This window comes from Roseibacterium elongatum DSM 19469 (genome assembly GCF_000590925.1).
Taxonomy (GTDB): Bacteria; Pseudomonadota; Alphaproteobacteria; order Rhodobacterales; family Rhodobacteraceae; genus Roseibacterium; species Roseibacterium elongatum.
On sequence record NZ_CP004372.1, the window covers coordinates 1,175,365 to 1,188,117 of the forward strand.

Genomic DNA, 12,753 nt, shown 5'->3' on the forward strand with positions numbered 1-12,753 from the left:
GCAGGCCGCAACATGTTGCGGCCTTGCGGCCAATGCACACAACATACTACGGAAAAGCTGGTGCCTTGCGGCAGAGCAGGACTGCGCACATGCCGGCTGAAGCTGTGGGAGTCTCTACTCCGGGCTATCGAGCTGCAATCAGAACAGAATCATTCCAAAGCGATGCGTCTGAAGTCCCGCCCGAAAACCGAGGTGATTTCGTCTCGCGTCGGCATGACGCGCCGGACCCCGTTGTAAAATTCGGCACTGTTCAGTCCGGGATCCCCGAAGACAAGAAACTGCTCGACATCAAAATCGGGCAATCCGTCAATCGCGTGGTGAATGACGTAAGGATTGCACAGGATCAGGCGGGCCGCCTTGACCCGTGAAAAGGCACTGATCTGCACGACCTGTCCGGTGTCCACCAGTTCTGCGATGTCGGGGTTGAGATCATCACTCCAACTGCTGTGGTAATCGGGCCAGTTGAACAGGCCAACCGTTTTGCCGTCAGCCACACGCGCCCTGATATACGCGTGCAATTCATCGATCGCTGTCGCGGCCTTCGTGAAATCCCCGACAAGGGCGTCGTCCAGCGACTCGCCCTCTGCCAACCGAGCAAGCGGGATGCTGGCCGGCGGTGTTGTCGGGTATTCTTCCGTTTCGGCAAGGCGCGTCACGCGCAAGAGGGCGCGCAACCGGTCACGCCGAGCACCATAGGGAAATTCGAGATGTGTCGGTTCGCCGCCTGTGTCGTTTGATTGCGTCAGCACAACAGGCGCACCCGGCAACACGGTGTCGATAGCGGCCTTGCCGTAAATGTGCCTGAGACGCCAGATCAGATAGTTCTCGGGGTAGTCGGTGGCATCATCCCAGCCGCCAAAGTCGCGCAACACATCCGCCGGCAGCATCAGGCTTTTGCGATGCGGCCCGACGAGCGAAAAATCGGGGAACCAACCCCCAATCAGGTGCGGACCGTCCGTTACACGCGCCCGCTGGACGAGACAGGCCATGGCGTCGCTGTCCTCCAGTGCGTCGACCTGCATTTCGAGACGGGCCGGGTGGGCGATATCCGTCGGGTCGTGCAAGGTGACATAGGTCCCTGTCACACGGCCTAGCGCCTGATTGCGCAGCGCATGCTCGGCCGTGCCGACCGCAAGGTCCAGCCTGGAGGCACGCGGATCGTTCGCCAGCACGTCGGCAATCATCGCCCGCACGTCTGGATCGCCCGAACAATCGGCAATGATGATCTCGATATTACCCCATGTCTGCGCACGCAACGACGCCAGAGAAAGAGACAGCGTCGAGTTGGCGCGCCGGATCGGCACGATGACACTCACCAACGGTCTCGGCTGTTGATGGCTGGCCTCGGATGAGGCCCCTATCGCCGCCGGTTCCTGCAAACCCACAACGCCTTCCGCCGCCGGGTCGAGGAAATCCGACAATCCGGCATGACGGCAGGCGCGGTTGAGCCATTCAGCAAAGCCCGAGTGCCCGGATCCGCCAACAGGTGCAGTCTGGAGATTCGCCATGGCAAGGCAAAGCCCCGTATCCTTGGGGAACATCCGCAGAAGAGACGAGATTTCAGCGACGGCCTCATCCGAACGGCCCATATGGTCGAGGCAGTAGACCTGCAACAGGGCGCGCTCGCGACGCCACGTCGGCCCGAGGTCGCCGATCCTGTCGATATTGGCCAGTGTCTCGGCATAGTCCCCATGTGTGAAATGCCACCGGGCGAGAACACGTGCCGCGCGGCTGACGTCCCGCAGCTCGGACTTGGCATCGTCGCGAACCATCTCGAGCGCAGCGATCGAGTTGGACGAAAACCCGCCCCAAAGCTTCTTGTCCAGTGTCGGCACATTGAGATCGTCTGCCGACGGGCCCTCGGTGCCGGCAATCATCTCGAACACCGGTTGTTCCAGCTTGCGCAGTTTGCCCGACAGCACCTTCCAGGCGTCCGTTTCCGCCACGCGCGCCGGCGTCTGCCCCAACATCCAGAACGGTTTTATCCCGTCATGCGGAAAAAACAGCGGCTTCGCCTGCATCGCATCGGACAGGCGCGCGATCCCCGAATATCCGGCGGCGTCGCGCGCGATGAAAAACAGCGGCAGAAAGCGCGCGCGGTCGAACGGTTCGATCTGCTGATAGTTCCAGGATTTCTGCGCAAGGTGCGGCAGGAGCCATCCAAAGGCTTTTGCCATGCCACGGCCGTCCGGGCCCTCGAACTGCCACACCGAATGCCCGCAGGCGTCGGCCAGGGTCGCAAGATTGACCCAGCTCTGCAGGTTGAAGCAGCAGTAATGCGCGGTTTGCGTTCGCTTCATTTCGTGCGGTTGCTGGCCGTCCTCGGTGAACTGTTCGAGAATACGCTCGCGACTGTTGAAAAAGACCTTTTGCAACAGCGCCGTATCGCCGAGGAACGCGGCGATGGAACCTACCTGCAAGTCATAGCAGGTGCCGTGGTTGTTGGAGGTTGCGTGTTCGGCCACGCCCTGCTCACTGGTCTGCAGCCATTCGACATAGTCTCGCAGCCAGGCGCGGAAGGCATCGCGTTCGGACGGGGCAAGTTTTCCGGCCCGTTCCACGATCCGCACCGCATCGAGAAAGTAATACAGGTCTTTCATCTCGATGAGGCCCGACTTCGCACCCACATCCGACATGGTTTGCGACCGGATCTGCGCATAAAGCAGATGCGGGTTCATCCGGGTTTCCGGGGCGATGAACCATGCGCGCACCAATCCGGCCGCATGCTCGGCATACGCATCCTGGCCCGAGGCAAGCCACGCAAGCCCGAGGGTGGTCGTATCGTCGAAGAGTTGTTGCAGGCGGGTGCGATCGTAGCGTGCGCTGTCCGGCTCATACAGGCGTGTGCCGGGAATGCGTTCTCCGTCGCGGAACACGAAGGGCATGCCGTTTGGTGTGGCCGGGTTGGGCCACCAATAGGGGGCGGGATGGTAGTAGTCGTGGGGGTCGCCGCTGGGGGCAACGGTCGTCTTGTCCGTAACGGCGTAGGGGCCCCGTTGCAGGGCAAGATCGGCCTCTGCGATCAACCGGTCAAACACGCGATGTTCGGGCGAGTCCGGTTCGGCCTTGGGCAAGGCGGTGATCTTGTCCGCGTCGTAGGCCACAAGGGTCTCGGGCCTGTAAACCAGTTTCATGGCTTCGATGTCGAGACGTTCCAGCATCTGGGAAATCGCGCTGATCCGCGCCTCTCCCCGTGACCGCAGGCCGGTGACCTTGTCGGCCTCGAGCTGTGTCAGACCCGAGAACAGCCGGGCCACCCAGCCCGCTTGCCCGGTTGCGCCGGCGTCGGGGGATCGTTCGGCGCGCGGCAGATCCCAGACATCGTCTGCCCATGCGTCCCATTTGCCGGGAATGGCGAGGCGATAGAACAATTCGACCTTTGGCCGCCGTCCGTAATAAAAGGCCTCGTTGAACTCTTCCTCGCTGTCGCGTCGGAACAGCAATTGTGGTTCCTCGTCCGCCTCGGGGGCATAGCCGGGGTCCAGCAAATCCGCATTGTCGAGGGTGCGTGACATGGGCACCGCGAAATACTTCAGATAGGGGCGCGCGGTGACCCCCTCGACGATTTCATCCCAGGCCGATTCCGTGAGGAAACAGTTCCCATCCCATGGCAGGACCCATTTCGCCCGGTCGCGCCCGTCGCGCAGGGCTGCGTTGCGTGCGCCGTTGTTGTTGATCACATAGTTGTTCTTGAAGCGCTGTGCGTGCGCCTCGGCCCGCTTTTGATCATACTCCGCCATCTGCGCGTATCTGCCGTGCAAGAAAAAAGCGGGGTCGGGGAAACTGCACAGATCCCAGTCCGTCTCGGCATAGTCTGCAAGAACGAAAGGTATGTGCAGGTAGGGTTGCCCATACGCCTCAAGGAGGGCGATGACCGCGGCTTCCTGCTCGGGGTCGGCGATGCGGTTCACGACCCAGCGCTTTTCGCACAGGCGCAAGGGTGGTTCGTTATCAAGGATGAAGCGCAGGCTTCTGAGCGTTTGGCCAACCTCGTGCCGGGGCGGCAGGTCGTTGCCGATGATCCGATAGAGCACGAAGGTATCGGATTCTGCATCCAGCCCGCTGGCCTGATAGGCGGCGCGCAAGGCAATCACATCGGTCGGGGCCGGTTTGGGCGGGGCCGGGCGGCTCTTGCGCGGATTGTAGCGGTCCTTTGGGACATCTTCGCGTTCGATCAGATCCGCGTAGTTGCTGATCCTCGACGCCAGATAGCCCGCCTTGCTGAAATCGATCAGCATGCCGCCGCGCCATTTCCGCCAAAGCCGCTGGAAACGCTCCTCGAACAGATCGGCACGATCTTCGCCGCCATAGACGGCGGCCGGGAAATACTCGTAGGTCAATCCGGCATGGCGAAAGGCCGTGGTGTCGGGATTGTCCGTCAGGAACAGGGGCCGAAAACTGCGCGTGCTGCGATACTGCCGCTGGATACGCATCACGGCGGCTGCGATTTGCTCCGAGTCGAGGCCGAACAGCGCCACGACCATGACACCCGCGCCAGAAAGCGGCGCGGCCGCGGTACTGCCGACGCGCGGTTGCAGCGACTTGCCCGGTGGCGGCGGCGCAGGCCAGGCCGCAGCGCGATCTTCAGGGGTCGGATGATGGGCTCGAACGGGCGCCGGATCGCGATCGCGTGCCCAGCCGATTTCGACAATCTGGTCTTCCGAGGCCAGTTCGGCGAGCCGTTGATAGACATCTGTCGCCGGAAAGCTTTGAGGTGGGGCTTTGCTTGCGGGCACCTTGCTGGATTTTGCTGACTTTGTCATGGGCCCATCACCAATTTCTTCAGGATGCGCGCCGCCTCGTCGGCGCCGTTGGTGCCATCGAAAGCGGCGCAATTCTCACGCAGGAAAGCGTTGGCCTTTTCGTTGAGCATCGCTTCGACGAGCGATGGAAAAAGATGCATCTCCTCTTCCCAAAGGTCGAAGCCGACGCCGCTATCCTGTGCGAAACCTGCCCTTGCCCCCTGATCGTCCATCGAGGGATGCCGGTTTGCGACGAAGATGGTCGGCAGCCCAAAGGCGAGAACCTCGTGATAGGTGTTGTAGCCGGCCGCCGAGATGGAAAAGTCGAACGCATTGAAAACCTGGCTGATCGGAAACCCCCGCAACAGCCGGGTGCCCGGCCAGTGCGGCATGCGAACAGCGGTGTTGGTCCATTCGGCGATGACGATCTGCAGGCCCGCGACCTTTTGCAATTCGGTCACGATCCGGTCGGTCAGATCAAGGATGTCGCGATTGGCCCCGGCGCCAAGTTGCACCAGGACGGCAGGGGCGTTGCCCTCAAGACCCAGCTTGGCCCGCGCGTTTTCGCGTGACAACAGCTCGTCCTTGTCCAGCAGGCGGATGGGCGCAACGGCGGTCGTTTCGTGTCGGCGCAGCGCGGTCGGCCCCGTGTCATAAGCGCTGGCCAACTCGCCGGGTTCGATGATGCAGTCGAAGAAACGGGAATTGCCGAGATAGGGCGAGGGCTGGGCCGGGCACATGCCCCGCCGCACCCAGGCAAGCCGACAATCGCCGCGCGAAAGGGCCGCATGGACCAGCCCCGGCGTGGGGTTGTTGCCATCATAGACGATCGCCGCGGGATTGTGGCGTTCGACAACGTCGCCCAGTTCGTAGCGCAGCCAGGCATCCCAATCGGGGATCTCCGCGCCAATATCGGTGTAGGAGGGGCAATACTCGGTCGTGTATCCGAAGGACTCGAGGATTTCTGTCGCCTTTCCGAAGCTCAGAAAGATCGGTTCGATATCCTGATCCATGCGCCGGGCGATGGCCAACAGCCGGGCCGCGTGCCCCAGACCCACCCCGTTGGATGGAATGAACAAAATGCGCGGTGGGTCCACAGGGCTGGGTTTCCGCTGGGTTCTGGCGGCGGGTGGCCCCGCCAGGCGAAAGATACGCCGCAGGTAGGTGTCTTCGCCGAACAGAAGTGCCACGTTGCTTTTTGCGCGCGCGCGCAGGTCGTCCAGCGCGTCTTCGTCCGCCAACAGCCGCTCGACCTCTGTCGGGGCGCTTTCGGCCTCGCAATAGAGGGCCCCTGGGCCGAAATGAGGTTCTAGATGCGGCGGCAGCACAACCAACTTGCCCGTGGCCATGGCGGTGGCGATTGCCGCCTCGGGGAACTCCGGCGTCGCCGCACCGGGAAAGTAGAGGAACACATCCAGTGCCTCGATAAACCGCTCGATCGTGGTATCGGACACATCCAGCACCGACCAGTGTTTCGTGACGTTCGATTTCGCGACGGCGGTCGAAGGGGGCGGGCCGATGACGCGGAAATCCGTCGTGGCATCGGTCGGGTATGTCGCCGCGATCTCCTTCGCGGTTGCGGGCCATTGCGCGGCGCCGGGGGCGCTGACGCGGCCAATGACCGTTGTCCGCGCGGCGGGACTGTCATCATAGGCCGGTCTGACGGCGCGGCCGATCGATCGCCAATCCTCTTCCTCGATCTCGATCGGAAACCCCAGTTCCTCCAGCTTGGCGCGCACCCAACGATTGGTCGGCGCCCATGACATCGGTCCGACATTGAAGCTGAGCCAAAGACCCATCTGTTCGATGTTGGGGGCGCGGTCGTGCACCAGAACGACCTTGTCGGCGCGGAGCCCGGTCAGATCGGTGACCGGTTCCTTCAACAGGCCAGGTGTGAAGACGACGGCCAGCTTGGTATGAACGGTCGCGCCCGGTGTGATCGGGTAGGCCAGTCCGTCGCGCACGCATTTTGCAAGATCGGGTAGGATAGCCTTTCGCCCGGCCTGGGGCGGGAGATGCCGAAGCCCGACGCGGTATCCCTGGCCATGCAGGGTCTGGATTTCCCGACTGAGGCGCAAGCCGGTATCGCTCGGGCGCGCCATGTTCGCGAGGAGGATCACGTCGAAGGCTGAATTGTCTTCCTCGTCGGACATGTGTTTGCGAATTCTTCGTTGCGAATGAGGAATGAAATAAGCCAGGTCACAAATCGTTGCCCGAGATCGCGCTGATCTGTCAATGCACTAAGGGGTTGGATGGCCTGATGCCAGAACTGCCGCGCCTTGGCGAACACAGATGTCTCATGCGATGGGGGCGCCGCTGCGCGACGCCCCCATCATCGATATCGCAAGGGTCTAGTGCCAACTCTGTCAGGTGGTCCAAGACCTTTGGATCAGCTTTGCCGTCGATCAGCTGCGAATGTCGACACTTGCGTAGCGACGGCCACCGCAGGTTGGGATGAAGCGGGATGCATAGGAGTAGTCCATGCGCAACAGACGTTGCGACAACCCGCCATTGGCCGAGATCCAGGCCCGCACCCATGACGGGTAGCGGTCGAGCATGTAGCGTGTCGCCCATCGGTTCATGTCCGATGTCGCGCCATAGGCCGCATGGAATGTGAAGGATGCACCGGGCATGATGCACGTGTTCGCGCGCGGCAGGGACAGGTACATGGTGCAGGCCGATTGACAGCGACCTCTGAATTGCACCGTTGCGCCGGTTGCCCGCGCAATATTCGCCCGACGGGCATATTCGATCACGCTGCCGCCATTGCTACCTGCCACAACGACTGCCGGGCGACCGGGAGCGACACGTTCCGCCTGTACCGGCAACCCGACGATAAGGGCGACGCATGTCGCCAGTATCGACAAGAAGGGAAGTTTCATTCCGTCACCTCATTTTTTCTCACGATACGGGCCAACGATTAAGACTCCGTTGCGAGACCTTCGATCGGTCCAGCCTTGATGGTCACTTCCGGCAACCCGAGCCTTGAAGGTAGGTCGCAAATACGGTCGGAATCCGGCCACTCTTGGATTTCCAAGTGGCCATTTCGCGAGGAATCGATGCAGTAGGTCACGCTGCCCTGCCCCTGCATTTTATGTTTTTGGCCGGTGCGACGCGTCCTGAAGCACATGGATGCCGGACCCGCCCCCGATCGGTTTCGGGCAACATAGGCCAAGCCTGACCGACCGCGTAGCAATGCGGCGCCGCATCGGTGATTTGCGCGGTTGTTTGCCGTCGGTTGGCGGATTTCGGCGCGCGACTGCCGCCTCCGTCGCCGGAAACGCCGAAAACCATGGCGCGGGGCGCCGTCTTGCGACGTCAGATACGGTAGTAGTCGCGGTACCACGTGACGAATTCGGCCACACCACGCGCGACCTTGGTTTGCGGGCGGTAGCCGGTCAGCGTCGTCAGCAGCGAGGCGTCGGCCCATGTCGCTGGCACATCGCCGGGCTGCATGTCCATCATGGTCTTTCGCGCCGTCCGGCCGGTCGCCGCCTCGATCGCCTCGATGAATTGCAAAAGCGGGATCGACTCGGAATTGCCGATATTCACGATACGGTAGGGCGCCACGGGCGAGAGGCTGTCGCCCTCGGGCACGTCATCGGGCGAGGCCGGTCGCACCGGCACGCTGTCGATCAGTCGCACGATCCCGTCAACCAGGTCATCCACATAGGTGAAATCGCGCCGCATGTCGCCATGGTTGTAGACATCGATGGCATCGCCGTCGAGGATCGCCTTGGTGAACTTGAACAGCGCCATGTCGGGCCGCCCCCACGGTCCGTAGACGGTGAAGAACCGGAACATCGTGACAGGCAGGCCATAAAGATGCGCATAGCTGTGGGCCATGGCCTCGTTGGCCTTTTTGGTGGCGGCGTAGAACGACATCTGCGTGTCCGCCTTGTCGGTTTCGGCATAGGGCATTTCGGTATTGGCCCCGTAGACCGACGAGGTCGAGGCCAACAGGCTGTGGGCCGGTGGAAAGGCCCGCATCGCTTCGAGCAGGCGGAACGTGCCGATGAGGTTGGCCTCGACATAGCTTTCCGGCGCGTCGATCGAATACCGCACCCCGGCCTGCGCGGCGAGGTGGATCACCGCATCTGGGCGATGCGCCGCCATCAGGTCATGCAGGATGCCGGGGGTCTCGATCCGGTCGTTAACGGCTGAAAACCCGCTGGATTGCAGCAGCATGGATTGCCGCCGTTCCTTGAGCGTCACGTCGTAGTAATCGGTCAGCGCATCCAGCCCGATCACCCGCCACCCGTCATCAAGAAGGCGCTGACACAGATGGTAGCCGATAAACCCGGCCGAGCCGGTCACCAGCGCGGTGCGCGTGTCGCTCATTCGTCTTCTCCGCTATGGGAACTGTTGATCCAGGCCCAGGAACTGGCGCACATCTCGTCAATGCCCTTTTCCGTCTCGAACCCCAGCAGCGTGGCTGCCTTGCTTGCATCGGCCACGTAGATCGGCACATCGCCCGGCCTGCGATCCACGATCTCGAACGGCAGATCCCGGTTCGAGGCGCGTTTGTAGGCGTCGATCACCTCAAGCACCGAGTAGCCTCGGCCGGTGCCCAGATTGACGAGATGGCCATTGCCGGTCTCAAACAGGCTTTCGAGGGACAGAAGATGCCCACGCGCCAGATCTTCGACATGGATGTAATCGCGCACGCCGGTCCCATCAGGCGTGTCGTAATCATCCCCGTAGACCGAGATCTTTTCCAGCGTCCCGCTGGCCACACGGGCGATATAGGGCATCAGGTTGTTGGGGATGTCCCTGGGATCCTCGCCGATCATGGCCGAGGCATGGGCCCCCGCGGGGTTGAAGTAGCGCAGCACGCCGATGGCCCACCGCGGATCGGATTGCGACAGCCACTGCAGAATCTGTTCCGACACGATCTTGGTCTGACCGTAGGGGTTCATTGCCCGCATCTCGGCGCTCTCGGGGGTCGGGGTCACATCGGGTACACCATAGACCGTGGCCGAGGACGAAAAGACCAGGCGCCGGCAATCCGCCGCATCCATGCAGCGCAGCAGCGTCGTCAACCCGCCGACATTGACGTCGAAATACTCCAGCGGCCGCCGGACACTGTCGCCCACCGCCTTGAGCGCGGCGAAATGCACCACGGCGTCGAACGGCGTGTCTTGAAACAGGCGTTCCAATGCCGCGGCGTCCCGGACATCTGCCTCGACGACCGGAACGGGGCGTCCCGTGATCGCGGCCAGCCGCTCCACGACGTTGCGCCGGGCGTTGTTGAAGTTGTCGAGAATGGTCACGGCATGCCCGGCGGCGTGAAGCGCCAGATAGGTATGTGAGCCGATATATCCCGCCCCACCCGTCAATAGAATCCTGCGCTTTGCCATGGCACCACCAAATGATCTTCAAATACGGGCGTCAAACCATGGAAACCCAAGGGGGTCAAAGCCCAAGGGCCCCCAAACGGCAAATATGCACCGCCGACGGGGATTTGCCGCCCAATCATTGACCAATCGCGCACATCGGGTATCACGAATGCAGAACGGGGCCGACAAGGGGATGTGCGGACCACATGCGGGCGATCTCGATCCTGAAGGGGATTGCGGCCATGGCAATGGTCGCGTCACTTGTCGCATGCTCGGGCCTGCCCGGCGGCGCGCCCGTGCAGCGCGAGATCGTCGAAGCGTCCGGCGACGAGGCCGCGGCTGATTTCGCCGTCTACACGGTCAATCGAGCCTTTTTGCCCATCCTGTCCGACTGGCCCGACACGGGCGAACGTCACCTTGGCTGGATTTCGACCTCGGGCGGCGCACGCACGCAGGTGCTCGCGCCCGGGGATCGCCTGCGCGTGACAGTCTGGGACAGCATCGACGATTCGCTGATCACCAACGGGGAACCCTCCGCGGTGCTGGAATCGATCGTCGTGGCGCCGGATGGAACGATCTTCGTCCCGTACCTCGGCAACACGCGGGTCTCGGGGATGACGCTGCAGCTTGCGCGCGAGCATCTGCAGGATGAAATGAGCCTGATCGTGCCGCAGGCGCAGGTGCAGTTGACCGTCGAAAGCGGACGCGGAAATTCCATCGACCTGGTGGGCGGCGTGGCCAATCCCGGGCGGTTCCCGATGCCGGATCGCAATTACACCATCCTGAACCTGCTGGCGGATGGCGGCGGTGTCGAGAATGGCCTGTCGAACGCGCAGGTGCGCCTGATGCGCAATGGCGCGATTTACGGCGTGTCCGTGGACCGTCTCTTTGCCGAGCCGGGCCTTGATACGCTGCTCCATGCCGGGGACCGTGTGATCGTCGAGGAAGATCGCCGCTATTTCCTGTCGCTTGGTGCTGCCGGCGAGCAGAGCCAACATACCTTTCCGCGCGATACGGTCTCAGCGCTTGATGCGATGTCGATCATCGGTGGGGTGCAAAGCAGCCGGGGTGATCCGGGCGGTATCCTGGTCTTGCGCGAATATCCGGCGTCAGCTGTGCGGCCCGATGCGGCCGGCCCGGATCAACAGCGCGTGGTTTTCACACTCGACCTGACCAATGCGGATGGCCTCTTCAGCGCACGGAATTTCCACCTGAACTCGGGTGATCTGGTCCTTGTCACCGAAAGCCCGGTGACACGCACACAAACCATATTCGCCCTGATCGGATCGGCTTTCGGACTGGTCGGGCAAGGGTCGCGCCTGGGCGTCAACTGAACAGGTGCCTGCCCGCCTCAGGGCAGCGCGACCTGCTTGGCGCGTGGCAACAGATCGTTGATGCGCGCCAGATGCACGGGCAGCGTCCGCGTCCTGAAATCGTAGGTTTCGATCACGTGCTGTCGGGCGGCGGGCCCGAGATGGGCGTAGGTGCCCGGCCGTTCCAGTACGTCGGCGACCTGTTGCGCCAGCTTCTCGGGCTGGAAGTAATCGACCAGCAAACCGGTTTTCCCATGGGTCACGGCCTCGCGCACGGGGGCAACGTCCGAGGCCACGATGGTGGCCCCCATCGACATCGACTCAAGCAACGACCAGGACAGGACGAAGGGAACCGTCAGATAGATGTGGCACCGGCTGATGCGGATGATCTGCTGATACGCCTCGTAGGGGACGCGCCCGAGGAAATGCACCCGGTCCCAATCGACCCGGTCCCCGACCTCGCGTTCCATGTCGGCCCGGTAGCCGCCCTTGCGATCGCTCGCCTTGCCGTAGGACACCTCGTTGCCGCCGATGATCAGCGCGCGCGCATTCGGCCGCGCCGCCAGGATATGGGGCAGGGCCCGCATGAAGACGTGAAAGCCGCGGGTCGGCTCCATGTTGCGGGCCATGTAGGTAAAGATCTCGTCCTGCCGCGTGACCGACCGCCCCAGACGTCCCAAAGGCACGGACGCCTCGGGGTTGGGCCTTAGCCGGTCGGTACGGATCCCGTCGTGGCAGACATAGATCTTGTCGTGAAAGGTCTCGGGAAAGGTGTCGCGCTGCCATGCGGTCGGTGAATGGCCAAGGTCGACCGTCTGGATATTGGCGAAATTCACCGCGTTGCGGGCATGCATGACAAAGGGTGTATGTGCGCTGGCCGGAAATTCCGGATCGAACCCGACCGAGCCACCCTTGGCCAGAAAGTAGTATTCGAAGAAGCCGATGATCGGGACATCGGGCCAGACCTCTTTCATGAAGGTCAACTCGCCCCAACCCACATGACCCAATATGATATCCGGTTTGAACCCGGCCTTGTCCATCGACTGCGCGGCCATGGCGGCCCCGAAGCCGGCGCCGGCGCATTCCTCCCAGTACTGGGTCAGGGCATAGGCATCCTTGGCGGGTTTGTGGTGCGGCTTGTACGTGACGATGCGCGCCCCCTTGATGTGCGGGACCTCGGTCCGCTGCGTCAGGAAGACAATCTCGTGGTCGCCCTGTTCGACGAACCACTTGAACAGCTCTCGGTACTGGCCCGGAAAATTCTGATGAACGAATAGGATCTTCATGCGCTGCCCGGCTTGCCTTTGCCCGTTCCTCTCAGGGACCATGTTTCGTGCAAGCCCATCGGTCAGGCAAGTC

At 62.5% G+C, this 12,753-nt stretch carries 7 protein-coding genes; 1 reads left to right on the forward strand and 6 read right to left on the reverse strand.

The window, feature by feature from the left end; translation table 11 throughout:
* Positions 1 to 149: 149 nt before the first annotated feature.
* The 5 genes from ROSELON_RS17765 to galE form a co-directional block, all read right to left on the reverse strand.
* A complete protein-coding gene (locus ROSELON_RS17765) occupies positions 150 to 4,736 on the reverse strand; it encodes an alginate lyase family protein (RefSeq protein ID WP_025311439.1) in 4,587 nt (1,528 codons plus the stop codon).
* Positions 4,737 to 4,759: 23 nt separating this feature from the next.
* Positions 4,760 to 6,706: a glycosyltransferase gene (locus ROSELON_RS17395; protein ID WP_156945858.1), complete on the reverse strand. Its 1,947-nt coding sequence runs from the start codon at positions 6,704 to 6,706 to the stop codon at positions 4,760 to 4,762.
* A 441-nt stretch (positions 6,707 to 7,147) separates the two neighbouring features.
* Positions 7,148 to 7,624 carry a hypothetical protein gene (locus tag ROSELON_RS18120; protein WP_156945861.1) on the reverse strand — a complete coding sequence of 159 codons (477 nt, stop codon included), beginning with the start codon at positions 7,622 to 7,624 and terminating at the stop codon, positions 7,148 to 7,150.
* Positions 7,625 to 8,060: 436 nt separating this feature from the next.
* Positions 8,061 to 9,083, reverse strand: coding sequence for an NAD-dependent epimerase/dehydratase family protein (locus ROSELON_RS05580; RefSeq protein ID WP_025311442.1), 1,023 nt, complete (start codon positions 9,081 to 9,083; stop codon positions 8,061 to 8,063).
* Positions 9,080 to 10,102 (reverse strand): UDP-glucose 4-epimerase GalE, encoded by a 1,023-nt coding sequence (galE, locus tag ROSELON_RS05585; protein WP_025311443.1) that lies wholly within the window; start codon positions 10,100 to 10,102, stop codon positions 9,080 to 9,082. The genes ROSELON_RS05580 and galE overlap by 4 nt, the downstream gene beginning before the upstream one ends.
* A gap of 185 nt (positions 10,103 to 10,287) precedes the next feature.
* Here galE and ROSELON_RS05590 point away from each other — a divergent pair, with 185 nt between their 5' ends.
* Positions 10,288 to 11,415 carry a polysaccharide biosynthesis/export family protein gene (locus ROSELON_RS05590; RefSeq protein ID WP_025311444.1) on the forward strand — a complete coding sequence of 376 codons (1,128 nt, stop codon included), beginning with the start codon at positions 10,288 to 10,290 and terminating at the stop codon, positions 11,413 to 11,415.
* Positions 11,416 to 11,432: 17 nt separating this feature from the next.
* Here ROSELON_RS05590 and ROSELON_RS05595 read toward each other — a convergent pair whose 3' ends face one another.
* The gene (locus tag ROSELON_RS05595; RefSeq protein WP_025311445.1) at positions 11,433 to 12,680 is read right to left on the reverse strand and encodes a glycosyltransferase; all 1,248 of its coding nucleotides are present in this window, start codon (positions 12,678 to 12,680) and stop codon (positions 11,433 to 11,435) included.
* Positions 12,681 to 12,753: the final 73 nt, after the last annotated feature.